Below are 24,938 nucleotides of genomic sequence, written 5' to 3'. Positions count from 1 at the left end.
GCACCCTGCTGGGCGTGGCAGGCACACTGGCGAGGCGACTGGGCACCGGCGACGCGGTCGTGCTCGGGCTGGGCTCGATGATCGGCGCGGGCGTGTTCGTCGTCTGGGGGCCGGCCGCGGCCGCCGCGGGCTGGTGGCTGCTGGCCGGGCTCGCGGTGGCGGCGGTGGTCGCCTGGTGCAACGCGCAGAGCACCGCGGCGCTGGCGGTGCGGCACCCCACCTCGGGCGGCGCCTACCTCTACGGCCGCGCCCAGCTGGGGCCGTGGTGGGGCTTCGTGGCCGGCTGGTCGTTCGTGGTGGGCAAGACGGCGTCCTGCGCGGCGATGGCGCTGACCGTCGGCGGCTACCTGTGGCCCGGCCAGGCGCGGGAGGTGGCGGCCGTGGCCGTGGTGGCCCTGGCCGCGGTCAACAGTTGCGGCATCACCCGCACCGCGCGGCTGACCCGGGTGCTGCTCGCGGTGTCGCTGGCGCTGCTGCTCGTGGTGCTGGTGGCGGCCACCACCGGCGTCGCCGACGCGGCACCGGGCTGGGACGCCGACCCCGGGGGTGCCCGCGGGGTGCTGACCGCGGCCGGGCTGCTGTTCTTCGCCTTCGCCGGGTACGCCCGGATTGCCACGCTGGCCGAGGAGGTGCGCGACCCGGCCCGCACCATCCCGCGCGCGGTCTCCGTGGCGCTGCCGCTGGCCGTCGTGCTCTACGCCGTGGTCGGGGTCGTGGTGCTGCGGGCGCTGGGCCCGGAGGCGCTGGCCTCCTCGTCAGCTCCGCTGGCGGACGCCGTCCGGGCCGGGTCGCTGCCGGGGCTGGCGTGGGTGGCGGTGGCGGCTGCCGCCGTCGCCGGGCTCGGTGCCCTGCTCGGGCTGCTGGCCGGGATCGGCCGCACCGCCCTGGCGATGGCGCGGGAGGGCGACCTGCCCCGCGGGCTGTCGGTGGTGCACCCCCGGTCGTCGGTGCCGGTGCGGGTCGAGGTGCTGCTGGCCCTGCTGGTCGGCGCGCTGGTGCTCACCGCGGACGTCACCGCGGTGATCGGGGCCTCCTCCTTCGGGGTGCTGCTGTACTACGCGGTCGCCAACGCCGCGGCCTGGACGCTGCCGGCCGGTCAGCGGCCGCCCCTGGCGGTGCCGGCCCTGGGTCTGGCCGGGTGCCTGCTGCTGGTGGTCACCCTGCCGGTGGTCTCGCTCGCCGGTGGCGCCGCGGTGCTGCTCGCCGGTGTCGCCGGGCGGCTCGTGGTGCGGCGGCTCCGCCGGCAGCCGGTGCGGTGACCCGTGTGACGGGAGGGGCAGGACCGTGCTCGCCCGTCGAGAACTACAGGCGTGTCGTTCCGGACGCGCCGCACCGCCGGTCACAGGCCGGTCACGCCGTGTTTCGATGAACGCAGTCAAACGGTGCACGGCGAGCGGGGAGCTGATCTGGTTGAGCGCGAGGCACAGCACGGCGACGACGGAGAGCCGGTCGTCCGCCATGGTGCATGTGCCCCGCCAGCGCCGGGACCGCTCAGCACCCCGCCCTGCCCCCGGACCCCGCCGGGCCCGGCCCGTCGCGCTGCTCGTCGCGCTGATCGCCGGGGGTGCCGCCGCCGGCCTGCTCGGCGGGCAGCAGCTCGAGGTCGCCGAGGCCGGTGAGTCGGTGGCGGTGTCCTCGGTGCTCGGCTCCGGGGCGCAGGGTCTGGAGGCCGAGCTCGAGGCCACCCCGCAGATGGCCATCTCCGAGGCCGAGGCGCAGACCCGGCTCCAGGAGGTCGCCGCCTCCCGTGCCGAGCGGGCCGCCAAGGCCGCCACCGCCGCCGCCGAGGCCGAGGCCGCCGCCGAGGCGGCCCGCCCGGACACCGTGCTCCCGGTCGAGGGGGCCCGGCTGACCAGCCGGTTCGCCATGCGCTGGGGCGTCATGCACTGGGGCATCGACCTGGCCGCCCCGATGATGACCCCCGAGTACTCGGTCGAGGCCGGGATCGTGCTGCGCGCCGGTGCGGCCAGCGGCTACGGCCAGGCGATCTACATCAAGCACGAGAACGGCGACGTGACCGTCTACGGCCACATGGAGAAGATCCTGGTCGACGCCGGGGACTACGTGGAGGCCGGGCAGAAGATCGCGCTGCTGGGCAGCCGCGGCCAGTCGACCGGCCCGCACCTGCACTTCGAGGTGCACCAGGGCGGCCTGGACGGCAAGCGGGTCGACCCCGTCGCCTGGCTGCGCGACCGCGGCGTCGACATCTGACGAAGGACCCCTTCGCCCTCACCACTCGCAGGCTCGTGGCGTGACCCTGCGAAGGGGCCGTACCGGGCGGCCGGGTGGGCGTGTGACGTGCAGCGGTACATGGCGCGGGTCTTGCAGCGCCATGTGGCCGCGCACGACCCGGCGATCTCGTCTGTGAGCGCCACAGCACGGCGCTAGCTGGGTCCCGGGTGTCTGGAGAGCGGTTCCCTGAGGGCGTGACGGAGGTGGGGCACCGACCCCTCCAACGTCTGGTCGACCAGGTGGTGAGCACATCGACACCACGACCCGGAGGCTCAAGAGGTGCCGACGATGTCAGATCATCAGTCCCTCCCGCGCCGTCCGACGAGGGCTGTGGTGGTGACTTCTTCGAGCAAGTGACCGTTCTGGCTGACCAATGAGGCGCGGAGCCGCTCGGCCAGCCCGTCGGGCTGGTCCAGTTGGAGGGCGCCGTCGGGCAGGGCGCTTCCCAAGTGCCCGATGACCCACTCGGTGTCGACCTGGTGCGTGGCCTGCCACCGCGTGATGCTGACGTCGAGACCTTGGTCGCGCAGGATGTCCGACCGCATGTGCAGGGCAGCCTCGTCGCTTCCGCAGGTGTCACGGACCTGGCCCCGCCCCTGCTCAAGCACTGCGCGGACGCCGGCTTGCCAGGGCTCAGCACCCAGCCACAGGGGTGGGCCTTGGGTGACCACTGCGACCCCTCCTCCGGTCCGGAGCAGGGCGCCGGCGGCAGCCAGGGCGGCTGGCTCGTCCATCCAGTGCAGGGCGTTGCCGATGACCACCGCGCCGGCCCCCGCACCCTGGCCGGAGACCAGCAGGGAACGGAGTTGGGGCAGATCACTGTCGGCGCCCAGCACGGTGAGGATCCCTGGTGCGGCCCGCGCGCGCAGGCCGGTGAGCATGCCCGGCTCGGGATCGAGGCCGAGCACCGCCCGGCAGTGGCGGCGCAGCGGGACGGCGAGCTGTCCGGTGCCGCAGCCCAGGTCGACCAGGACGTCATTCGCACTCAGGCCGAGCAGGTGTGCGAGCTCGGCGGCCTGGTCAGCGGGCAGGTCCCGCCGGTACCGGGCGTAGAGCCGGGAAGTGTCCCCGGCGAAGTCAACGCTCATGGTCGTTCTCCTCGGTGTCCGGCCGGGTGTCCAGCCATGTTCGCGGGACGTCGCCCGTCGGGACGTCGGTGGGGCGTCGGTGGTCGGAACTCGGGTGTCCGGGTCGTCGGTGCCGGCGGCGCGGAGTGCGGGTGCGGTGAGCAACGCGGGTGCGGCGATGACGACCGCGCTCACCCAGAAGACCGCCGACATGCTGCCGGTGACGGCTGCGACGAGGCCGGCGGCCAGTGCCCCGAGAGACGCCGAGCCCGCGTGACCGAAGAGTCGCGGAGTTGACCTTTCCCAGCAGACGGTCGGGTACCAGCCGCTGGCGCAGCAAGACGCCCAGGACATCCAGGAGCAGGACGCCGATGCCGTTGACGACCATGAGTGCGGCGGCCAGCACGCCGGGCACCCCAGAGTCTTCGGACATGTCGGGGCGGTCTACATGTGCCGTGGGACGGTCGTCTTCCGGACGGCTGCTCACCCGCCGGCCAAGTCGGCCGCGGGGTGGCGGGCCTCAGCAGGCGCGGACGGCGATCGCGGCGTACTTGCGGTGTGGCCGCTCTGGGATCTGGTGCTGGAGGCGCTGGATTTCGTCGAAGCCCGCCGCGACGAGGTGCTGGGCGAAGACGTCGGCTGGCCAGCGGTAGGCAGTGATGACTTTGTGCTCAAAGGCAGCTACGGCATCGTCGCTGTCGAAGAAGCCCGCGACCAGCACGCCGGAGGGGGCGAGGATCCGATGGAACTCCGCGAGGACGTCGCCGAGCTCCGGCGGCGGCACGTGGATGGTCGAGTACCAGGACAGGATCCCTGCCACTGAGTGCTCGGGGACGTCCAGCTCCATCATGGACCCCAGCCGGAACCTCGAGCCGGTGTACGTGGCCCGCGCGTGCGCGATGAACTCGGGGACCGGGTCAACGCCCGTCACCTCGGCCCCGAGAGAATCCAGGTAGGCGGTCCAGTGACCCGGCCCGCAACCCAGATCGAACACCGGTCCGGCGAGTCCGGTCAGGTGCCGTCGCACCAGGGCCGTGTCGTCCTGGTCGTCCGGCCAGCCACTGTCGAGCAGCCCGATGTACTGCTCGGACATAGTTGAGTAGGCGTCACGCACCGGCTGGAGATCCACGACGCCAACCTACGTATCGAAGCGCGACGAGTCCTCCGACACGATCCGGCCGCGAGCATCAGAGGGCGATCGGGATGGTCGCCGTCCGTCCGCCCGCGTGCCGGTAGCCGTTCAGCTAACGGTGCATGGTCACGGGCCACATCCAGGGCCACAGGCGAGGTGTCGCGGCTAGCAGCGCCAGCGTCAGCAGCGTGATGACCGCTTGACCTACTCGGCCGAGGGTCAAGCCGGCGGTCGCGTCGACTGCGTAGGTTGCATAGCCGTTGGCGGCTGCATCGGTGACCAGGACCGCGCACGCGAGCAGTAAGCCGGTCCGTCGCCGCAGCAGCAGGAGCACTGCTGCGAGCGGGTCGAGCAGGGTCAGTGAGGCGAAGTACGCCGCCAAGCACCTCGGCAGGGACGGGTACGGGTCCCAGCCGCCGACGAGGAGCTGGACGACGTGCACAACCGTGCCGTAGACGAGCACGGCAGACGTGACGAACACAGCTCGGCGCACCTCGTCCGGGACTCCAGCCCAACGTCCTGCGCGCACTTCCGCAGACTGTCACGTCGCTCCGGTAGCCGAGCACGTAACGGGCCAGGCGACCGGTGGGCGCGGGTCCGGTAGAGGTTCGGCCACCGACAGATCCCTGAGTCGCGGGCGGCCACATAGCGCTACGAGAACCGGGCCATGTACCGCTGCAAGTACACGGGTGGGCGGGACCCCGCGGAGCGGAAGTCCCACGCGGCGGGGTGGGAGCATGCGCAGGTGGGCACGGGCGGGCAGGACGACCTGGGGCAGCGGCTGCGCCGGGCCGGCGTCCGGGTGATGGACACCCTGCCCCCGCTGTGGGCGCTCACCCTCTACGTCCTCGCGCTGCTGGCCGTGGTGCTCGTCGCCGCGCTCGCGGCCGACGGCCGGGGTGGCTGCGACGCCGCCGACTGTGCCCCCGAGGGTCTGGGCCCACCGCGGACGGCGGGCCCGTGACCCCGGCTCAGAGCTCCCGGGTGGTGGCCGTGACCAGTGTGGGCAGCACCAGCCCCACGTGGAAGGGCAGCAGCACCGCCGCGGTGACCACCCCGGCGCCCGGGGCCGGCCAGTCGGCGACCAGCCACACGGCGACGACGGCGAGTGCCGCGGTCAGCAGCCCGAACCCGATCCGGTAGCTGCGGGCGTAGGCCTCCCCCCGCAGCTGCCACTGCCGCTCGTCGAGCACCTCCCCGGGCAGCTCTTCCACGCCGCGGGTGGTGCTCTTCAGCGCCCCCAGGCACAGCACGAAGGCCACCACGATGACGCCCAGCGCGATGACGGCGGGCACCGGCGCGCGGTCGATCACGGCCAGGACGAGCGCCTCCGCGACCAGCAGGCCCACCAGGGTGGCGGCCAACCAGCGGCGGGACCGTGGGTTGCGGTACCGCTCGAAGCGTGGGTCGTCGAGGAGCTGGGCGCGGCGCTCGGCGCGGGTGTCGGTGGTGCTCATCGGTTCTCCTTCGTGACGTGGGCGGGGACGCCGTAGACCTGCTCGGACAGGGTGCGGAACGGGGTGAGCGAGAAGACGGCCTCCATCGGGAGACCGAAGACGGTGGCCAGCCGCAGGGCGAGGGTGGCGCTGGGGCTGTACTCGCCCCGCTCCAGGTAGCCGATCGTCTGGTAGTGCACGCCGACCTGGTCGGCCAGCTGCTGCCGGGTCATCCCACGCTCGGCCCGGAGCAGCCCGATCCGGTTGTACAGCTCGGGCTCGTCGGAGCGTTTGCGCGGCGGCATGTAGCAAAATTACTACGCCGGATATCGAGCGCGCAACAGGGCGGTCAGGGGGTGAAGCGGTAGCCCATGCCGGGTTCGGTGTGCAGGTACCGGGGGTGCGCGGGGTCCGGTTCCAGCTTGCGGCGCAGCTGGTTGAGGTACACCCGCAGGTAGTGCGTCTCGGTGGCGTACGCCGGGCCCCACACCGCCTGCAGCAGCTGCCGCTGGCCGACCAGCCGCCCCGGTGCCCGCACCAGCTCCGACAGCAGGCCCCACTCGGTGGGCGTCAGCCGCACGACGGTGTCGCCGACGGTCACCTGACGGGCCACCAGGTCCACGGTGAAGTGCTCGGTGCGCACCACCGGCTCGTCGGGCTCGCTGGCCCCGCGCCGCAGCACCGCGCGCAGCCGGGCCAGCAGCTCGGCCATGTCGAAGGGCTTGGTGACGTAGTCGTCGGCCCCGGCGTCCAGCGCGCCGACCTTGTCCTGGCTGTCCGCCCGGGCGCTGAGCACCAGCACCGGCCCGGTGAACCACGGACGGAGCCCGGCCAGCACCTCGGTGCCGTCCAGGTCGGGCAGCCCCAGGTCCAGCACGACGACGTCGGGGTGCGTGTCCGCGGCCTCGCGCAGCGCCGACCGGCCGTCGGTGGCCGTCACCACCTCGTACTGCGCGGCCCGCAGGGTGATCCGCAGGGCCCGCAGCAGCTGGGCGTCGTCGTCCACCACGAGCACCCGGCTCACCGGGCGGCCCCGCTCGGCACGGCTGCGGACGCCGCCGTGGCCGGTGCGGTGGCCGGCTGCTCGTCCGGGACGGCGGCCAGCGACAGCACCATGGTCAGCCCGCCGCCCGGGGTGTCCTCGGCGTCCAGCGTGCCGGCCATCGCCTCGGTGAGCCCGCGGGCCACCGCCAGCCCGAGCCCGACGCCCTGACCGGCCGGGGAGTCGCCGAGCCGCTGGAACGGGGCGAACACGCGCTCCCGGTCGGCCGGCGCCACCCCGGGCCCGCGGTCGACCACCCGCAGCTCGACCCGGCCGCCGACCGCGCTGGCGGCGACGGTGATCGCGCCGTCGGGTGCGTGCCGGGCGGCGTTGTCGACCAGGTTGGCCACGACCCGCTCCAGCAGCCCGGGGTCGGCGAGCACGGCGGGCAGCTCGTCGGGGGAGTGCAGCTGCACCCGGCCCCGCTGGGTGACATCGACCCAGTCCAGCGAGCGGTGCACCACGCCGGTCAGGTCGGCCGGGGCCAGCACCGGGGTCACGGCGCCGGCCTGCAGGCGGCTCATGTCCAGCAGGTTGTCGACCAGACCGGCCAGCCGGTCGGCGGACTCGTCGACGGTGGCGATCAGCTCCTCGCGGTCGGCCTCGGTGAGCGCCAGGTCCTCCGCGCGCAGCGCCGACGACGCGGCCTTGATCCCGGCCAGTGGGGTGCGCAGGTCGTGGCTGACCGCGGCCAGCAGCGCGGTGCGCATGCTGTTGCCGGCGGCCAGCCGGTCGGCCTCGGCGGCCTGCGCGGCGAGCCGGCCGCGCTGCAGCGAGCTCGCGGCCTGCTCGGCGAAGGCCACCAGCACCCGGCGGTCGCTGGCCGTCAGCGCCCGGCCGCACAACCGCAGGAACAGGGTGTCGGTCACCGCGATCTCCTCCGGCTCGGCCCCCTCGGGCGAGCCGCAGGTGCCGACCACCCGCTCGCCGTCCCCGGGCCCGGAGCCGCGCTCGACCATGCTCACCGACCGCAGGCCGAAGGCCTCCCGGATCTGCTCCAGCAGGCTGGGCAGACCGCGGTTGCCGGCCAGCACCGAGCGCGACAGCGACGCCAGCATCGCCGTCTCGGCCGCCGACCGGGCCGCGGCGCTGGCCCGCCGGGCCGAGCGGTCGACCACGGTGGCCACCGCGATCGCCACGACCAGGTAGCCGACCAGGGCGATCACGTCGTCGACGTTCTGCACCGTCAGCCGGCCGGTGGGCGCGGTGAAGAACCAGTTCTCGACCGTGCTGGCCACCGCGGCGGCGAACAGGGCCGGGTACAGGCCCCCGACCAGCGCGACCGAGATGACCAGCAGAAGGAACAGCAGCAGGACGCTGGCCAGCCCGAGCGCGGCGTCGGCGGCCAGGCACACCGCGGTCAGCGCCGGGATGCCCAGCACCGCCAGCAGCAGGCCCGCCCAGCGGCGGCGCGGGGTCAGCGACCCGGTCAGCGGCGGCAGCCGCAGCGCCCGCGACCCGGCCGCGGAGTGGGTGACCATGTGCACGTCGATCTCGCCGGAGCGGGCGATCACCTCCCCGCCGATCCCGCCGCGCACCGCCCGTGCCCAGCGGGAGCGCCGGCTGGTGCCCAGCACCAGCTGCGTGGCGTCCACGCCGCGGGCGAACTCCAGCAGCGTGTCCGGCACGTCGTCCCCGACGACCTGGTGGTAGCTGCCGCCCAGGCTCTCCACCAGGGCCCGCTGGCTGCGCAGCGCGGCCGGTGAGCTGCCGGCCAGGCCGTCGGAGTGCAGCACGTGCACGGCCAGCAGTGCCCCGTTGCCGGTGCGGCGGGCCACCCGGGCGGCCCGCCGGATCAGCGTCTCGCCCTCCGGCCCGCCGGTGAGCGCGACGACGACCCGCTCCCGGGCCTCCCACACGTGGTCGATGTCGTGGTCGGACCGGTACCGGCGCAGGCCCTCGTCGACCCGGTCGGCCAGCCACAGCAGGGCGAGCTCGCGCAGCGCGGTCAGGTTGCCGACCCGGAAGTAGTTGCCCATCGCGGCGTCGACGCGCTCGGCGGGATAGACGTTGCCGTGCGCCATCCGGCGGCGCAGCGCCTCCGGGGACATGTCGACCAGCTCCACCTGGTCGGCGCGGCGCACCACCTCGTCGGGCACCGTCTCCTGCTGGGTGACCCCGGTGATCTGCGCGACGACGTCGGTGAGGCTCTCCAGGTGCTGCACGTTGACGGTGCTGAGCACGTCGATGCCGGCGGCCAGCAGCTGCTCGACGTCCTGCCAGCGCTTCTCGTTCCGGCTCCCGGGCACGTTGGTGTGCGCCAGCTCGTCGACGACCACGATCTCCGGCCGGCGGGCGATCACGGCGTCCACGTCCAGCTCGGAGAGGGTCACGCCGCGGTGGGTGACCTGGGCGCGGGGTACGACCTCCAGGCCCTCGAGCTGCTCGATCGTGCGGCGCCGGCCGTGCGTCTCGACCAGGCCGACGACGACGTCGGCCCCGCGGGAGCGCCGGCGGTGGGCCTCGCCGAGCACGGCGAACGTCTTCCCGACGCCGGGCGCGGCGCCCAGGTAGATGCGCAGCGTGCCCCGGGCCATGACCCTCATGATCACCCCTGCGCCGACGTCGCGGGGGGACCCGGGCGTCAAGGTCGCGTCAGGATCCCCCGCCCGGGTGGTGCGCGGAGCGCGCCGGCCCCCCGGTGCACCGGTACACGTGGTCGACCCCGACCGAGAGCAGCCAGGTGCCCGCCGCGACGGCGCCGAGCAGCGTGCCGGTGATCATGGCCGTCCCTCCCGCCCGGCGCCCGACACGACCGCGCGGGCGCCGGGCGAGCGGGCCGGGCGGCGGGCCAGCCGACCCGCGGCGGTGATGACGGCGATGGCCAGCAGGCCCCACAGCACGACGAGCAGTTGGTCAATCACCCGGCCATCAGGCGCCCGCCGCGGCACCCGCGGCAACGGTCTTGACCCGTTCTTGACACCCGGGCCCGGTTCCCTGACGTCGCGCCGACGCCCGGGTCGCTCAGGCGGCGACCGAGAAGGACGACGACGGGCCGGGGTGCTCGGTGTACCGCCGCGCCACCGAGCGCAGGTAGGAGGGCGTCACCTGGCCCAGCAGCCGCCCGTACGACCGCTCCTGGACCAGGGCGGCGACGAGCGGGTCCGGGTCGTGGTCGGGGTCGGGGTCGGGGTCCGGTCCCGGGTCGCGCGAGGCGCCGCCGGAGGCGACGGCCAGCCCGCCGACCGCGGCGATCGGGCCGCGCTGGTCCGGGTCCAGGGCGGTGACCCCCCGGCGCCGTACCGCTGCGGGGGTGTGACGGGGTCGGGCGGCGTGGTGGCCTGAGCTGATCTGCACGGGGTCCCTCCGGTCATGCCGGGGTAGGGGTCAGGGGGTGGCCCGGGGGGAAGACGAGCCGACATCACCATCGGCAGTCCGGGGCCCGGACGGCACCGGGGGCGACCCGTCCTCCCCGGCCGGGTGGCCGGACGGCGAGCCGGCGTCAGGACGGCGTCAACCTGGCGGGCCGGACCGTCAGGAACCCGTCAAGACGGCCCCCGCGGCCCCGCACCGCTCTTACCGTCCCCGCTCGGACGTGGACGACACCTGGTCGTCCACCGGTACCGGGCGAGGGTGACGGACGTGGGAGACGTGGTGTTCGTGCTGCTGACGCTGGTGGTCTTCGGGCTGCTGACGCTGGCGGTGCGTGGGGTGGAACGACTGTGAGCCCCTCGGTCGACTCCTGTGGAGCAGGGCGATGAGCGACGTCGAGGGCTGGGTCGGCCTCGTCGTCGCCGTCGCGCTGGTGCTGTACCTGGTGGCCTCGCTGCTGTTCCCGGAGCGGTTCTGATGAGCGCGACGACGGCGGGCTGGCTGCAGTTCGCGCTGCTGGTCGTGGCCCTGGTCGCGGTGTACCGCCCGCTGGGCGACTGGATGGCCCGGGTGTTCACCAGCCCGGCGCACTGGCGGGCGGAGCGGCTGGTCTACCGGGCGGTCGGCGTGGACGCCGACGCCGAGCAGCGCTGGCCGGTGTACCTGCGCAGCGTGCTGGCGCTGTCCGCGGTCGGCGTGCTGCTGCTCTACGGGCTGCAGCGGCTGCAGTCGCTGCTGCCGCTGGACAATGGCATGGCCGCGGTGGAGCCCGGCTCGGCGTGGAACACCGCGGTCAGCTTCGTGACCAACACGAACTGGCAGGGCTACGTCGGCGAGTCCACGATGGGCAACCTGGTGCAGATGGCCGGGCTGGCGGTGCAGAACTTCCTGTCCGCGGCCGTGGGCATCGCGGTGGCCATCGCCCTGGTGCGCGGGTTCGCCCGGGTCGGCACCGACCGGCTGGGCAACGCCTGGGTCGACGTCACCCGCGCCGTCGTCCGGCTGCTGCTGCCGCTGGCGGTGGTGACCACCGTGGTGTTCGTGCTGGCCGGGATCGTGCAGACGCTGAAGGCCGGCACCGACGTGTCGACGCTGGCCGGTGGCTCGCAGTACCTGCCCACCGGGCCGGTCGCCTCGCAGGAGGCGATCAAGGAGATCGGCACCAACGGCGGCGGCTTCTACAACGCCAACTCCGCGCACCCCTTCGAGGACCCCAGCGCGTGGATCTCGCTGCTCCAGGTCTTCCTGATGCTGATGATCCCGTTCTCGCTGCCGCGCACCTTCGGTCGGATGGTCGGCAACACCAAGCAGGGCCTGGCGATCGTCGGGGTCATGGCGTCGCTGTACGCGATCGGCGTCGGGCTGCTGACGCTGTTCCAGGCGCGCGCCGGGGGTGCTGCCACCGCGCTGGCCGGGGCCGCGACCGAGGGGCAGGAGGTGCGCTTCGGCGGGCCGCTGTCCGCGCTGTTCGGCGCCTCCACCACGTTGACCTCGACCGGGTCGGTGAACTCGCTGCACGACAGCTACACGCCGCTCGGCGGCGCGGTCACGTTGTTCAACATGATGCTGGGCGAGGTCGCGCCCGGCGGCGTGGGCTCGGGGCTGTACGGCATGTTGATGCTGGCGGTCATCGCGGTGTTCGTGGCCGGCCTGATGGTCGGGCGCACCCCGGAGTACCTGGGCAAGAAGCTCGGCCGCCGGGAGATGACCCTGGCCTCGCTGTACATCCTCACCACGCCGGCGATCGTGCTGGTCGGCACCGCGGTGGCCATCGGCACCTCCGCCGGGCGGGCCGGGATGCTGAACGACGGGCCGCACGGGCTCAGCGAGGTGCTCTACGCGTTCACCTCGGCCGGCAACAACAACGGCTCGGCGTTCGCCGGGCTGAGCGCGAACACCGACTTCTACAACATCGCCCTCGGGCTGGCGATGGCGTTCGGCCGCTTCCTGCCCATCGTGCTGGTGCTGGCGCTGGCCGGCCGGCTCGCCCAGCAGGGCCGCACGCCGGTCACCGCCGGCACGTTCCCCACCCACCGGCCGCTGTTCGCCGGGCTGCTGACCGCCGTCGTGCTGGTCGTCGTGGGTCTCACCTACTTCCCGGTGCTCGCACTCGGGCCGTTCGCCGAAGGACTCTCATGACCACCCTGACCCCGCCGGCCCCCGCGCCGGCCCGCCCGCCCGCCACCCCGGGCACCCGGTCGCTGCTCACCGCCGACCAGCTGGGCCCGGCGCTCGCCGGGGCGTTCCGCAAGCTGGACCCGCGCGGGCTGGTCAAGCAGCCGGTGATCTTCGTGGTCTGGGTCGGCTCGGTGTTCTCCACCGTCCTGGCCGTCGCCGACCCGTCGGTGTTCGGCTGGCTGATCGCGATCTGGCTGTGGCTGACCGTGCTGTTCGCCAACGTCGCCGAGGCCGTCGCCGAGGGCCGCGGCAAGGCGCAGGCCGCCACGCTGCGCAAGGCCAAGACCACCACCCAGGCGGTGCTGGAGGACGGTTCGGAGGTGTCCGCGGCCACGCTCGTGCCCGGCATGCGCTGCGTCGTCGTCGCCGGTCAGGTGATCCCCGGCGACGGCGACGTCGTCGAGGGCATCGCCAGCGTCGACGAGTCCGCGATCACCGGGGAGTCCGCACCGGTCATCCGCGAGTCCGGCGGCGACCGGTCGGCGGTCACCGGCGGGACGACGGTGCTCAGCGACCGGATCGTCGTGGAGATCACCAGCAAGCCGGGGGAGACGTTCATCGACCGGATGATCGCCCTGGTCGAGGGCGCGTCCCGGCAGAAGACGCCGAACGAGGTGGCGCTGAACATCCTGCTCAGCTCGCTGACCATCGTCTTCCTGCTCGCCGTGGTCACCCTGCAGCCGTTCGCGGTCTACTCCGGCGCCGAGCAGTCGATGACCGTGCTGATCGCGCTGGTGGTCTGCCTGATCCCCACCACGATCGGTGCGCTGCTGTCGGCGATCGGCATCGCCGGCATGGACCGGCTGGTGCAGCGCAACGTGCTGGCGATGAGCGGCCGGGCCGTGGAGGCCGCCGGCGACGTGGGCACCCTGCTGCTGGACAAGACCGGCACCATCACGCTGGGCAACCGGCAGGCGTCGGAGTTCGTCGCCGTCGGCGGCTGCTCGGACGCCGAGCTGGCCGACGCCGCGCAGCTGGCCTCGCTCGCCGACGAGACGCCGGAGGGGCGCAGCATCGTCGTCCTGGCGAAGACCGCGTACGGGCTGCGCGAGCGCACCGACCTGCCGGGCGCGGTGTTCGTGCCGTTCACCGCGCAGACCCGGATGAGCGGGGTGGACCTGCCCGACGGGCGGCAGCTGCGCAAGGGCGCGGCCGGGGCGTGCACCACCTGGGTGCGCACGCAGGGCGGGGAGGTCACCGCCGAGGTCGGCGACGCCGTCGACTCGATCTCGGCCTCCGGCGGCACCCCGCTGGTGCTCGCCGTCGCGGGCCCCGACGGTGCCCGGGTGCTCGGCGTCATCCACCTCAAGGACGTCGTCAAGGAGGGCATGCGCGAGCGGTTCGACGAGCTGCGCCGGATGGGCATCCGCACCGTGATGATCACCGGCGACAACGAGCGCACCGCCCGCGCGATCGCCGCCGAGGCCGGGGTGGACGACGTGCTGGCCGAGGCGACGCCGGAGGACAAGCTGGCGCTGATCGCCCGGGAGCAGGAGGGCGGCCGGCTGGTCGCGATGACCGGCGACGGCACCAACGACGCACCCGCGCTCGCCCAGGCCGACGTCGGGGTGGCGATGAACACCGGCACGTCGGCGGCGAAGGAGGCCGGCAACATGGTCGACCTCGACTCGAACCCGACGAAGCTGATCGAGATCGTGGAGATCGGCAAGCAGCTGCTGATCACCCGCGGGTCGCTGACCACGTTCTCCATCGCCAACGACCTGGCCAAGTACTTCGCGATCATCCCGGCCATGTTCGCCGGGGTGTTCCCGGGCCTGGACAAGCTCAACGTGATGCAGCTGCACTCGCCGGAGTCGGCGATCCTGTCCGCGGTCGTCTTCAACGCGCTGATCATCGTGGCGCTGGTGCCGCTGGCGCTGCGCGGCGTGAAGTACACGCCGGGCTCGGCCTCGGCGATGCTGCAACGCAACCTGCTGGTCTACGGCGTCGGCGGGGTCGTGCTGCCGTTCGTCGGGATCAAGCTCATCGACCTGCTCGTCTCCCTCATCCCCGGGATAGCGTGATGTCCGCTCCTCTGCTCCGGTCCGGCCGCCAGTACGTCGCCGCGGTGCGCGCCATGGTCCTGGCCACCGTCGCACTCGGCCTGCTCTACCCGCTGCTGATGACCGGCGTCGCGCAGGTGATCGCGCCCGACCGGGCCGACGGCTCGATCGTCTCGGTGGACGGTGCGCCGGTGGGCTCCTCGCTCATCGGCCAGTCGTTCACCGACGCCGCCGGCAACCCGCTGCCCCGGTACTTCCAGTCCCGGCCCTCGGCCGCCGACTACGACGGGACGGCGTCCGGCGGGTCCAATCTGGGCCCGAACTCACCGGAGCTGGTGGCTGCGGTGACCGAGCGCCGGGCCGCGGTGGCGGCGTTCAACGGGGTGCCGGAGTCCGACGTCCCGGCCGATGCGGTCACCGCGTCCGCCTCGGGTCTGGACCCGGACATCTCCCCCGAGTACGCGGCGATCCAGGTGCAGCGGGTGGCCAGCGAGCGGGGCGTGCCGGCCGCCGAGGTGCAGCGGCTGGTGGCCGACGCCACCGACGGCCGGGACGCCGGCTTCATCGGCGCCCCCACGGTCAACGTCCTGGAGCTCAACCTCGCCCTCGACCGCGAGCTCGGCGCGGGCTGACGGCCGCCCGCCCCGTCCTCCTCCCGGGGGACGGGGCGGCCCGCGGGGTTCAGCGGGCGGGGTACGCCCGGGGCAGCCGGAGGTCGTTGTCGGCCAGCACCTCGCGCAGCAGGTCCGGGTGGTCGGTGATCAGCCCGTCCACCCCGATGTCGATCAGCGACTGCATCGTCGCCCGGTCGTCGACGGTCCACGGCACCACGGTCATGCCCGCCGCGTGCGCGTCGTCGACCATCTGCGCCGTCGTGAACGGCACGTAGCCGGGCGTGCCCACCCCGCCGTTCTGCGGGTCGCCGTGCACGGGCGAGATGCCGTCCGCGCCGAAGGAGTCGACGGCGGCAACGAGGTCCCCGCCGAAGTCGTCGATGTCGATGCCGCCGAGCCAGGGGGAGGCCCCGGGCCGGCCGGCCTGCAGGAACTGCTGCCCGTTGGTCAGCGCGATCACCGGCAGCCGCGGCTCGGCCTGCTGCACGGCCATCAGCGTGCCCCAGTCGAAGGACTGGATCGTCACCTGCCGCAGCATCCCGGCGTCCCGGATCGCCCGGACGGCGACGTCGACGAACTGCTGCCGCGGCGCGGTCTGCTCCGGGGCGCCGGCCTCCACCTTGAGCTCGACGTTCAGCCGCACCTAGCGGGCCTTCCGCTCGTCGACCAGCGCCAGGACGCCGGACAGCAACGGCATCCGGGCGCCGGGGTCGGCGACCTGGCCGGGGAACTCGGGCAGCGTCAGCGAGCCGCAGTCGATGGTCTGCACCTGGGCCAGCGTCAGGTCCTTCACGTACCGGACGCCGGGCACGTACGGGAACTCCGGGTCGCCCGGGAACGCCGGGGCGGTGTCCTGGCACGTGCGCGGGTTCAGGTCGCGGTCGTGCGTGACCACGGCCTGCCCGTCCTCGGTGATCTGCACGTCCAGCTCCAGCGTGCTCACCCCCAGGTCCAGCGCCCGGGAGAAGGCGGCGAGCGTGTTCTCCACGGTCAGCCCGATGCCGCCCCGGTGCGCCTGCAGGTCGAACGCCGCCGGGCCGGGCCGCCCCGGCGCGGCCGAGGCCGTGCCGGCGGACAGACCGACGGCGAGCGTCGTGACGCCGACGAGGGCGGTGCTCACACTGCGGTGCACGGTGGTCTCCCAGGATGGGCGGCGGTGGGTTCCACGGTGCGCACCGCAGGTGGACGTCGGGTGCCCCGCGGGCGAGCAGCGAGCACACACGCGGGCCGCGGCAGCCGCCCGGCGCGACGCGCCGCGCACCCGGGCCCCCCGCAACCGTCGACCGCAGGCCATGTAGAGTTCTCCACGGCTCGGACACACCAGTCGAGTCGGTACGGGGCTGTGGCGCAGCTGGTAGCGCACCACACTGGCAGTGTGGGGGTCAGGGGTTCGAGTCCCCTCAGCTCCACCCCGATGACCAGGCCGTTCCCCTTCTGGGGAGCGGCCTGAGTCGTCTCTGGTTGCAGTTGTGGTTGCAGTTTGCCCACCCTTACCCGGCAGCAGCAGGGCGCTCATCCGGTCGGCGGCTTCGCGGGCCAGGGCCGGCATGACGTGGCTGTAGATGTCCATCGTCGTGCGCATCTGGCTGTGGCCGAGCAGCTCCATGACCACCCGCGGGTGCACGTTCTCGCTCAGCAGCAGGGTGGCGGCGGTGTGCCGGCCGTCGTGCAGCCGGACGTGCCGGACGCCGGCGGCCTGGAGCAGGCGGGTCCAGTCGTCGTAGTCGGTCTTCTTGTCGATCGGGCGGCCGTTGGGCTGGGCGAAGACCAGGTCCTCGTCCTGCCACTCCGAGCCGGCCAGCAGCCGCTCACCGAGCTGGGCGGCCTTCTGCTCCTGGAGCGCGTCGAGCAGGGGGAGCGGCAGGGCCAACGTGCGCTGGCTGCGGCGGGTCTTGGGTCCCTCGTAGACCAGCCCGCCGCCGCCGACCCGGTGGATGCTGCGCCGGACGGTGAGTGTGCCGGCCAGCGGGTCGATGTCCTTCCACTGCAGGGCGAGCGCCTCGGACTGGCGGAGGCCGAGGGCGAGGGCGACGGTCCAGCGGGCGGCGTTGCGGACGCCGGCCGCGGCGTGCAGCACGGCGCGGGCCTCGCCGAGGTCGAGGGCGGTGGCGATGTCCCTGGCGCGCTGGGCGGGTGGGTCGACGAGTGCGGCGACGTTGCGGGGGACGTGTCCGCGCTGGACCGCGACGGTGAGCGCCCGGGACAGGATGCGGTGGTGCCGCAGCACCGAGGCGGGGGAGTAGCCGTCGTCGAGCAGGGCGGTGTAGAGCTGGTCGAGGTGCTCCGGCCGCAGCCGGTCGAGGCGGTGCCGGCCGATGCCGGGGATCAGGTGCTTACGGACGGCCGACTCGTAGCTCCAGCGTCCGCTGGCGCACCCGGCGCGGGGCGATGGTGGTCAGCCAGTGCTCGAGCCATTCGGCGACGGTGGGAGTGGTTGTCTCGGTGATCATCTCGGAGTCGCGCTTGCGCTCGAGCTCGCGGACCTTCGTGACCACCACGCCCCGGCTCGTGCTGCTGACGTGCCGGCGGTCGAGCTTACCGGCGAGCGTGAACTCGACGGAGACGTAGCCGTGCCAGCGGCCGTCCGCGCCCTTGTAGATCGTCGACTCGCCGTTCGACGCGCGTCCGGCCATCCGCTACCCCTCGCCGCTGCTTCGAAGGCTCAGTTTCGCCGAGCACTCGGGCGATGGGCAGGCCCGCAGTGGATTCACGCGGCGTCCGGCGAGGGCTGTGGACGAGAGGCGAGAGCCTGAAGCTGATGCACGTAGCGCTCGACCTCTGCCTGAGAGATCCGGCAGCTGCGGCCGATGTGCACGGGACGCAGCTCCCCGCTCTTCATGAGCGCATAAACCGTCGTGGGGCCGACGCGGAGGACCTTCGCGGCTTCTTTGGGCGTGAGGAGGAGCCGATCGGCGATCGAGACCTCCCGGTGCGGCTGCGATTCACCCATGTCGACATCTCCGGATCAGTGGCGTCGCTAGTTGAAGGCTGCTGCACGACCGTGGGGGAGCGGCCTCCTGAACATCTCCTGTTCTTCTCTCGGGCGCGCACGAGTGGTGACCGCGCGCCGACTGGAGATGCGAGCACATGCCGCTCCTCACTGCGGGGCTGCTGCAGCATCGGTCAGTGCACGTGGGGAGCGCCGGTGAGATGGGCGCGTCTCCTGTAGCTCTCCAGTACCGGCTGGAGTGCCCGCGTTAAGGCGGGCAGGTCGCGGTCGTAGACCCGCCCGTCGTCAAGCTGGCCGCCGAGCTCACCGAGCAGTCTGGGCCAGTCGCGGCGGGTGGGCACGAGTGGGACCTGGACCTCGACTCGCCGCTCGACCACCTCCACCGCGGACAGACCGGAGGCAGCGGCCCTTGCCTGCTCCCATGCGCGGTGCCGACAGGTAGCCGAGCACCACTTCGGGATTGGCCCTCGGCCTCCAGGTGTGATCGGCCCACCACACCATCCGCAGGCTGTCGCCGCGGTCCGGCGATCTCGCCCCTCGACGCCGGATCCGGCCTTGGGCGAGCGGGCCTCGCTCATGGACGTCCGCTGAGCCCGCTGGCGCCGTTGCTGCCCCAGCTCAAGGCGCCGAGCCCGGTAAGGGCTTCCGCTGTGTCCCATGACGGCGACCGTGCACGTGATCCTGCAGTAACCCGTCACAACGAGCTCCGAGACCCGAGGTGCAATAGGTGTGTCCCTCTTGATCTTCAGTCTTCTGCAGTAGTCGCAAACGGTCGCCTTGGCGGCAACTGCGCGGGCGGCGGAGGGGCGACCATGTGTTCTGGGGCGGCAGCGGACCGGCCACGTGGGTCGGTGTCGAGGGTTAGCGTGGGTACGTGGGAAAGGGGGCGCGCTCACGAAAGCTGACGCGGCAGCGGGTGGTACCCACGAAGCCGCCGCAGGAGCTATGGGTGTCGCGCCGCGCCGGTGCTCGAAACGTCGCGGGGGTCAGATACCAGCTGCGGTTGACGGCGACGCTTCTCGTCCGGGCGGCGCAAGGCGTGTTCCCGGCGACTGCACTAACACCGGAGGGGCTGGAGGACGTTGACACGGTCCCCACCCCGGGCGCGGGGCGGCAGTTTGTGCAGGCGAAGGAACAAGCCTCGGCGGGCGCGTTCTTGGGACCGGGAGACCTAGCCGACTTCCTGGCTCATGTCGCGCCGATGCTCCGCGCCGATCCCGAGGCCACGGGGTGCCTCGTCACCAACGGTGGGTTCGGTGGCGGTCTTGTGGCTACGGGGTGGGATGAGCGCCTGGAGCTGGCGCCGGATGTGGTGGCGAACATTGCCTCCGTAGTGGACGGCGTGGGTGAGGCGGAGGTTGCGTCGCTCCTGCGAAGAGTTCGCTTGGTCAGCGATGCGGCCGACCTAACTGGAGCGGCGATGGATCTTGCTGATCTTCACGGCATCGATCCAGCGGTGGCGCAACTTGCCCTCGACCGGTGCCTAGTGGTGGCGGCGGACGCGTCCGCGGAGCAAGCCAGCCGGCCAGCGGAGCGGCCGGTGACGCTCTCGCTGGGCGAGCTGGACGTGGCCGTGGACGCTGCTACGCGGACAGTCGCAACGGCCGCAGTGCCGATCGATCGGGTGCGTCGCGTGGTCGCGCCGTTGACGTTCCGGTTGGAATCTGCGCTGTCGGTGGAGGAGTTCCTCAGTGGTGTAGACGTGCGGCCTGCCCACATCGCGGCCGGGCTTGACGTGGCGCGACCAGGCGAGTTGGAGGCGATCGCCGACGGGCTTACAAGCGATCGCCTGGTGCTGATCCTGGGGCCGAGCGGTGCTGGGAAGTCGGCGCTGCTGTGGCGGGCCGCGGCAGAGCATGCGCAGCGGATGCGCGTCTGGCGGGTGCATGAACTTGCGGAGGCGGACGCGGACTTGCTCGTCGCGGCTATCGATCAGCAGCGCCCCTCGAAGTCGTATCCCCTCCTAGTCTGTGTGGACGACATCGGCCGGGCCAGCCGTGCGGGGTGGCGTCGGGCCGCGGAGGCGTTGCTCGAAATGCCAGGCGTCTACATCGTCGGAGCGGCGCGCGAAGAAGACTTCGCGGTTGCCGACGCGCTGCGGCGAGCGGTGCTTGTGCGCCTGACCCTGACGCGGCAGGCCGCGAAGGACATCGAGCAGATCCTGCGCGAGCGTGGAGTCCGTCCGGTGATGGCAGTCGACGAGGCATGGGGCCAAGCCCGTGGTCTGTTGATGGAGTTCCTGCATCTAGTCGTGGCGGGGCGTCGGCTGACGTCGGTGCTGGCGGAGCAGGCGGCCGGACTTGAGGATCCTTCGCGGGCGACGGAGCTGGCGGTGGCACGCTATGTGACGACGGCACATAGCGTGGGGCTGGATGTGGATCCCGACACGCTCCTGCGGCGGGGCGGCGGCCCGAATCTCGCGGCAGCGCTGAATCGGTTGAACCGGGAGCATCTGATTGTCGAATCCAAGGCCGGCCTCTGGACGGGACTGCACGAGCTGCGCTCGGCACAGCTGCGCTCGCTCTTGCACGAACGCCCCCCGCCGCGCATCGCGGACACACTCGCAGCAATCGTGGACGACGCTTCCGCTGCAGCGGTCGCAGCCCGGCTGCCAGTCATCGTCCGAGAAGCAGGCGACCCTATGGCGATCGCGGACGCCGTCACACGTCGGGTCGCCTCCGCGGGCGCGGAATCGGCGCAATGGCTAGAAGCTGCGCGGCTGGCCGATGTGGCCGAACACGCACGCGCGTGCGTACGCGTCGCCCGGACACTGCAGCTGTCGATGAACCTCGGGCAATGGCTGACGCTGGCTGTTGGGGCGCGGTTTGCTGGGGTGGACCTGTCGATCCTCCCCGCGGCATTCCATGAGCAGGCGGCCGCACTGCCCAGACCCGACCCGGCCCTGTTCAAGCTAGCGGCCACCGCGGTCGACGCGGATGAATGGCTGCGGCGGATCACGGAGGCCACGGCTGCAGACGGTGCCCGCCTGCTCGAGGCGTTGGAGACCGGCGTGGCCTGGACGACCACCGCCTCGGAGCGCCTCGCGGCAGCGGCCCCGACCGGGAACGTACGAGTCGCCGCACGATGGATCGCCAGCGCGCATCGCGCAAGCGCAGACGACGCTGCTCGAGCCGCGCTGCTTACAGCGCTGCCGCCGCCAGCCGCCCGGCTCGACGCACTACGGGAGGAATGGCCGCTGCTTATCGACGCCCAACTCGACCACGCGAGCGGGACCGCGCGAACCAGGTTCATCCACCCCATCGACGGAGCCCAGTCGCCCGAGGCGCGGGCCGCCGAACTCGCGGCGACGGTGCTCGACCTGCTGCCCGAAGCACGCCTGGCAGAGGTGACCGTGGCGCGCTACGACGGCGCCGACCTGCCGATCCACGGCCGGACCGGGCCACACAAGGCGATACCGCGCGAGAACATGCCGCCGCAGGCCGTGACCCGATGGAACCGTGGGTTCAACGACTGGGTGCAGCGCGAACTCTCCTCCACGTCGCTGACCGCGCGGCTGCGGCAGCAGGCCGCGGCCGTCACGCTAGCTCGCGACGTAGTGCTGACAATGGTCGAACGCCTGGTGCGGCCGGGCGACGCCGACCGAAAACACTTGAGGCGGTGGGAGCAACGTCGCCAGCAACTGCAGCGCGAAGCCGCTGCGCTCGGTGCCATGCCGGCGACCGAGCCGGTCATCCTCGCGCCGCTCGGCTCGCCGCCCAGCAAGCGCGGAGACGACGCCGCACAAGCATTGGATACGGCGGCCGCGGCTGCGCACCAGTTCGCAGCAGCCGCCGCAGACCCCGACGTGGCCGCGAGGCGTCAACGGATGCGGCTCATCGGCTCGCAGCTGCGAGACGCCGGTGAGCACTTCCGTGCCGCGGCCGCCACCGGAGCTGCGCGGCTCGCGGGCGAGCCGGATCCCCTCGACCCGACCTTCACCGCGGTCCTCGACGACGCAGCAGCCGTACTGATCGGGTTCGCCGACGGCGCCACAATCGACCCTCCGCCGGAGCGGCTGACGGCGGCGGCCCTTCGCGACGCGGCAGCCGCCGTTCGCGACCGGCAGCTGCGCGATGAGCGCGAGCTGCTCCGTCAGGCACTCGCCGAAGTCTCCGGCGCCTCCGTCGACGCCGCTCGCCCCGTCAGTTCCGGCGCAAAGCCGGGCATGGTCGCGGAGCCCCGAAGGTGGCTGCTGCCGGTTGCGCCGGCGGCTCATGCCGCCGCCGTCGACGCGCTACTGCGGCTGGTGCGAGCTGCGCCAAGCGCGCACCCGCTCGCATTCCGCGTCATCGCCGCCCCGGCGGAGGCGGACGTCCTGTACAGCTACACCGCGACCGTGATCGGAGCCCGCGATTCCTTCCCGGTCATCGACATCGACGAGCTGCACGAGCTCGCGCAGGAGGCCGGGCTACCCGTGCGACCCGGCCGATTTGTCGCGGAGACCGCCGAGATCATCGCGGCACTTGTGCGGGCATCGCGGGCGGCGATTGCCACGGTTCAGCTCTCCGGGACGCGGCAGGAGCCCGAGCTCAGGCAGCAAGCCCGCGATGCGCTCCAGCGGGCACGAGGGCTCCTCAGCATCATTGACATTCCCGACGTCGCCGAACCGCTGCGACGCATCGCTGACGCCGTGGCGTCCGATGCCAGCCCCGGCAGCCTCGCCCATGAGATCGACGACATGCATACGCACGGCACGGTCGGCCCTTGCTTAGCGGCGCTCGAGTTGGCCGTTCAGACCGCCGCCACCGCATGATCCGACGCAGCTGTGGGTCTAGCCAGCCATCGGGGCCGTTCCGGCGGTGGCTTCCGCATTCCCGCGTCGGAAGCCTCGTGCAGTGTGGCCGACGTAGCGACAGTGTGGCGTCGAGCCTTGGGCGATCTCCGCGTCGCGGTCCCCCCGGCGTGCTGCTAGGCATCAGCGCGGCGCCGGCGGAGGAGTGCTCCAGCCGGCGGATGAGCTCCTACGTGACCGCACCGGTCGCAGCCGGCAGCGTGCCTCCCGGCTGACGTCGCGTGCGGCCGAACCACGCGGTCGGCGGCCAGCCGGCAGCCGGTTGCAGTTGCCTCGCGACAGAACGTTTAATCTGTCCCTCCCGGAGACGGGTCTGGCACGGAGGAGCGCAGATTGACGGAGTACCTGGAGTTTTTTCCCGCGCCCTTTCTAGAGGATCTCGTCCAGGGGCGATGCTTGCCGTTCATCGGTGCAGGTTTCTCGGTGAACGCGACTCTTCCGCCTGGCAAGAAGATGCCGGACTGGGACTCGCTAGGACGAGCGATAGCTGCAGCGCTTCCTGACTACGAATACTCCAACGCTCTCGAAGGGCTGTCTGCATATTCGCATGAATTCTCACGGGTGAAATTGGTTGAGGCGATTGCCGAGGAACTCCACACCTCCACAATCCAACCGGGGCGTCCGCACGAAGAGTTCTGTCGGATGCCGTTTGATCGACTGGTCACGACGAACTGGGATTTTCTCCTGGAAGAGGCGTACGCCCGACTCAAGCGTTATTGCATGCCAGTACTCTCGGAAGATCAACTCGCCGTTGCTAATGCGGCGGCAAGTGTTAAGCTGCTGAAGATGCATGGCGACCTGCATCATCCCGGTCGCATGGTGGTAACCGAAGATGACTACGATGCTTTCATAGGCAACTTCCCTTTGATGTCGACCTACCTTTCCAGCCTCCTTATCGACAGGACGGCATTCTTCATCGGGTATAGTTTGGACGACCCCGACCTCCGTCAAATCTGGCACATCGTGAAAGACCGACTGGGGAGTCTGAGGCGCCCGGCGTATGTGCTGCAGATAGGAGCCGCGCCGCATGCCCGTGCACGGTTCGAGCGGCGGGGTGTGAAAGTCATCAACCTGCCGTCCGCTCCGGGGCGTTCATATGGCGACGTCCTATCTATTGCATTCCGCGAGTTGCGGGAGTATTGGTCCGAAGGCATCATCTCCCGAAGTACAGCGACTGAGCCGGAATCCAAGGTGGAACTTGCGCTACCAAGAACTTCGCAGAGTCGCCTTGTGTTTTTCTCAGTACCGACTCAATGCGCCGCGATGTACAAGGAGCACGTTTACCCGATCGCGGAGCGTTGGGGCTTTGCTCCGGTAATGGCGGCCGACGTTGTCGCGCCCGGGGATAACCTTATGGCGAAAATCTACGCGCTCATCAACAAGGCGTCGCTAGTATTGGTCGATCTCGGCTCTCCAAATACTGCTTTCGAGGCTGGCTTGGCAGCCTCGGGCGACAGTGACTCACCGGAGTTCATATTCGTGGGGGACGAGCAGGCCCGACTCCCTGGGGATGTTAGCGGTCTCGAGGGTGCACTTGTGTCCAGGGCCGACCCGGAATCGAGCGTGGACTGGGCCGTATTTCTCCGACGCCTCGACCATGCCTTCCACCGCGCATTCGAGGTCATACGTCCGAAACTAGACGATGAGCCGACACGGCTCTTGAAACAGGGTGAGTATCGCGCGGCTGTTCTAGCATCCTTCTCCCTTCTGGAGCACGAATTGCGGCGCCTCCTCGAAAGGAGTAGCGCTGGCTCCATGCGACTCAGGCGCGCGCCAATACTAGGAGCGATGATCCAGGATACTGTGGTGCAGGATGCGCTCCCGCCGAGTCTTCGCGACAAAATCGCAACTCACTACAAGGTCCGCAACGAGATCGCGCATACCGACCGGCGAGTATCCGCAAAAGGCGCGACTGTCATTGTGATGGATGTGGCGGAGGCGGTTAACATTGTCAGGCGCTTGATGAACGATTGACCGTCAATAGTCGCCTTCTTGGTCCACTTCACGCAGGTGGCGCCCTGTCGAGATCTCGCTGCGACCCGCGGCGCTCAATCGGCCCTTCAGGGCCGCAGCTCCGCGGCCTGCGCCGCCGTCTACATCCGGGCGGCGGCCCCGCCTCGAGCCCTCCGATGGCCAGCCGTGGTTACGGGCGAGCCCCGAACACCGATCATGAGGCGCCT

The 24,938-nt window shown here is 71.8% G+C and carries 21 protein-coding genes, 1 tRNA gene and 2 pseudogenes; 10 read left to right on the top strand and 14 right to left on the bottom strand.

Going from position 1 to position 24,938, the window contains the following annotated elements; genetic code table 11:
- Positions 1 to 14 precede the first annotated feature (14 nt).
- Together G1H19_RS08215 and G1H19_RS08210 are read left to right on the top strand one after the other, a co-directional pair.
- Positions 15 to 1,259 (top strand): APC family permease, encoded by a 1,245-nt coding sequence (locus G1H19_RS08215; RefSeq protein ID WP_235928059.1) that lies wholly within the window; start codon positions 15 to 17, stop codon positions 1,257 to 1,259.
- Between the two features lie 199 nt (positions 1,260 to 1,458).
- Entirely contained in the window at positions 1,459 to 2,211 is a 753-nt protein-coding gene (locus G1H19_RS08210) for a M23 family metallopeptidase (protein WP_152729869.1), read from the top strand.
- 320 nt (positions 2,212 to 2,531) lie between these two features.
- Here the strand turns inward: G1H19_RS08210 and G1H19_RS08205 are convergent, their stop codons facing one another.
- The 3 genes from G1H19_RS08205 to G1H19_RS08195 all read right to left on the bottom strand — a co-directional run bounded on the left by G1H19_RS08205 (position 2,532) and on the right by G1H19_RS08195 (position 4,912).
- Complete coding sequence (locus tag G1H19_RS08205) at positions 2,532 to 3,320, bottom strand: class I SAM-dependent methyltransferase (protein ID WP_162392733.1); 789 nt, start codon at positions 3,318 to 3,320, stop codon at positions 2,532 to 2,534.
- 499 nt (positions 3,321 to 3,819) lie between these two features.
- Positions 3,820 to 4,428, bottom strand: a complete 609-nt coding sequence (locus tag G1H19_RS08200; RefSeq protein WP_162392732.1) for a class I SAM-dependent methyltransferase — start codon at positions 4,426 to 4,428, stop codon at positions 3,820 to 3,822.
- 115 nt (positions 4,429 to 4,543) lie between these two features.
- Entirely contained in the window at positions 4,544 to 4,912 is a 369-nt protein-coding gene (locus tag G1H19_RS08195; RefSeq protein WP_193616510.1) for a hypothetical protein, read from the bottom strand.
- Between the two features lie 264 nt (positions 4,913 to 5,176).
- Here G1H19_RS08195 and G1H19_RS08190 point away from each other — a divergent pair, with 264 nt between their 5' ends.
- Positions 5,177 to 5,395, top strand: coding sequence for a hypothetical protein (locus G1H19_RS08190; protein WP_152729867.1), 219 nt, complete (start codon positions 5,177 to 5,179; stop codon positions 5,393 to 5,395).
- Positions 5,396 to 5,402: 7 nt separating this feature from the next.
- Here the strand turns inward: G1H19_RS08190 and G1H19_RS08185 are convergent, their stop codons facing one another.
- The 7 genes from G1H19_RS08185 to G1H19_RS08160 form a co-directional block, all read right to left on the bottom strand.
- Entirely contained in the window at positions 5,403 to 5,888 is a 486-nt protein-coding gene (locus tag G1H19_RS08185) for a hypothetical protein (protein WP_152729866.1), read from the bottom strand.
- Positions 5,885 to 6,172 (bottom strand): helix-turn-helix transcriptional regulator, encoded by a 288-nt coding sequence (locus G1H19_RS08180; RefSeq protein ID WP_152729865.1) that lies wholly within the window; start codon positions 6,170 to 6,172, stop codon positions 5,885 to 5,887. Before G1H19_RS08180 ends, G1H19_RS08185 begins: the two co-directional genes overlap by 4 nt.
- A 44-nt stretch (positions 6,173 to 6,216) precedes the next feature.
- Entirely contained in the window at positions 6,217 to 6,891 is a 675-nt protein-coding gene (locus G1H19_RS08175) for a response regulator (RefSeq protein WP_162392730.1), read from the bottom strand.
- Positions 6,888 to 9,446 (bottom strand): sensor histidine kinase, encoded by a 2,559-nt coding sequence (locus tag G1H19_RS08170; RefSeq protein ID WP_162392729.1) that lies wholly within the window; start codon positions 9,444 to 9,446, stop codon positions 6,888 to 6,890. Before G1H19_RS08170 ends, G1H19_RS08175 begins: the two co-directional genes overlap by 4 nt.
- 58 nt (positions 9,447 to 9,504) lie before the next feature.
- Positions 9,505 to 9,633 carry a hypothetical protein gene (locus tag G1H19_RS23875; RefSeq protein ID WP_268895254.1) on the bottom strand — a complete coding sequence of 43 codons (129 nt, stop codon included), beginning with the start codon at positions 9,631 to 9,633 and terminating at the stop codon, positions 9,505 to 9,507.
- A complete protein-coding gene (locus G1H19_RS08165; protein ID WP_162392728.1) occupies positions 9,630 to 9,773 on the bottom strand; it encodes a hypothetical protein in 144 nt (47 codons plus the stop codon). Before G1H19_RS08165 ends, G1H19_RS23875 begins: the two co-directional genes overlap by 4 nt.
- 100 nt (positions 9,774 to 9,873) lie before the next feature.
- Positions 9,874 to 10,206 (bottom strand): hypothetical protein, encoded by a 333-nt coding sequence (locus G1H19_RS08160; RefSeq protein WP_152729863.1) that lies wholly within the window; start codon positions 10,204 to 10,206, stop codon positions 9,874 to 9,876.
- Positions 10,207 to 10,606: 400 nt separating this feature from the next.
- Here G1H19_RS08160 and kdpF point away from each other — a divergent pair, with 400 nt between their 5' ends.
- Genes kdpF through kdpC form a run of 4 tightly spaced genes read left to right on the top strand, consistent with a single transcriptional unit; the run spans position 10,607 to position 15,034 of the window.
- The gene (gene kdpF, locus G1H19_RS08155) at positions 10,607 to 10,699 is read left to right on the top strand and encodes a K(+)-transporting ATPase subunit F (RefSeq protein WP_152729862.1); all 93 of its coding nucleotides are present in this window, start codon (positions 10,607 to 10,609) and stop codon (positions 10,697 to 10,699) included.
- Positions 10,699 to 12,360, top strand: a complete 1,662-nt coding sequence (gene kdpA / locus G1H19_RS08150) for a potassium-transporting ATPase subunit KdpA (protein ID WP_152729861.1) — start codon at positions 10,699 to 10,701, stop codon at positions 12,358 to 12,360. The genes kdpF and kdpA overlap by 1 nt, the downstream gene beginning before the upstream one ends.
- The gene (gene kdpB, locus G1H19_RS08145; RefSeq protein ID WP_152729860.1) at positions 12,357 to 14,423 is read left to right on the top strand and encodes a potassium-transporting ATPase subunit KdpB; all 2,067 of its coding nucleotides are present in this window, start codon (positions 12,357 to 12,359) and stop codon (positions 14,421 to 14,423) included. Before kdpA ends, kdpB begins: the two co-directional genes overlap by 4 nt.
- Positions 14,423 to 15,034, top strand: coding sequence for a potassium-transporting ATPase subunit KdpC (gene kdpC / locus G1H19_RS08140; RefSeq protein WP_152729859.1), 612 nt, complete (start codon positions 14,423 to 14,425; stop codon positions 15,032 to 15,034). Before kdpB ends, kdpC begins: the two co-directional genes overlap by 1 nt.
- A 49-nt stretch (positions 15,035 to 15,083) precedes the next feature.
- Here kdpC and G1H19_RS23060 read toward each other — a convergent pair.
- Positions 15,084 to 16,136, bottom strand: a pseudogene (locus tag G1H19_RS23060) (glycerophosphodiester phosphodiesterase family protein).
- A gap of 216 nt (positions 16,137 to 16,352) precedes the next feature.
- Here G1H19_RS23060 and G1H19_RS08130 point away from each other — a divergent pair.
- A tRNA-Ala gene (locus G1H19_RS08130) sits at positions 16,353 to 16,425 on the top strand.
- Positions 16,426 to 16,577: 152 nt separating this feature from the next.
- Here the strand turns inward: G1H19_RS08130 and G1H19_RS24865 are convergent.
- The 3 genes and pseudogenes from G1H19_RS24865 to G1H19_RS08115 form a co-directional block, all read right to left on the bottom strand.
- Positions 16,578 to 17,093 (bottom strand): annotated as a pseudogene (locus tag G1H19_RS24865) (site-specific integrase); the annotation flags it as partial.
- Positions 17,094 to 17,349: 256 nt separating this feature from the next.
- Positions 17,350 to 17,649, bottom strand: a complete 300-nt coding sequence (locus G1H19_RS08120) for a hypothetical protein (protein WP_152729858.1) — start codon at positions 17,647 to 17,649, stop codon at positions 17,350 to 17,352.
- A 74-nt stretch (positions 17,650 to 17,723) separates the two neighbouring features.
- Positions 17,724 to 17,966, bottom strand: a complete 243-nt coding sequence (locus G1H19_RS08115; protein ID WP_152729857.1) for a helix-turn-helix domain-containing protein — start codon at positions 17,964 to 17,966, stop codon at positions 17,724 to 17,726.
- A 949-nt stretch (positions 17,967 to 18,915) separates the two neighbouring features.
- Between G1H19_RS08115 and G1H19_RS08110 the strand changes: the two genes are divergently transcribed.
- Both G1H19_RS08110 and G1H19_RS08105 read left to right on the top strand, forming a co-directional pair.
- Complete coding sequence (locus G1H19_RS08110) at positions 18,916 to 22,719, top strand: P-loop NTPase (protein ID WP_152729856.1); 3,804 nt, start codon at positions 18,916 to 18,918, stop codon at positions 22,717 to 22,719.
- A gap of 372 nt (positions 22,720 to 23,091) precedes the next feature.
- Complete coding sequence (locus tag G1H19_RS08105; RefSeq protein WP_152729855.1) at positions 23,092 to 24,732, top strand: SIR2 family NAD-dependent protein deacylase; 1,641 nt, start codon at positions 23,092 to 23,094, stop codon at positions 24,730 to 24,732.
- Positions 24,733 to 24,938: the final 206 nt, after the last annotated feature.

Origin of the sequence: Goekera deserti (assembly GCF_010685995.1) — a bacterium.
Taxonomy (GTDB): Bacteria; Actinomycetota; Actinomycetes; order Mycobacteriales; family Geodermatophilaceae; genus Goekera; species Goekera deserti.
This window is presented reverse-complemented; position numbering and strand designations above follow the sequence as displayed.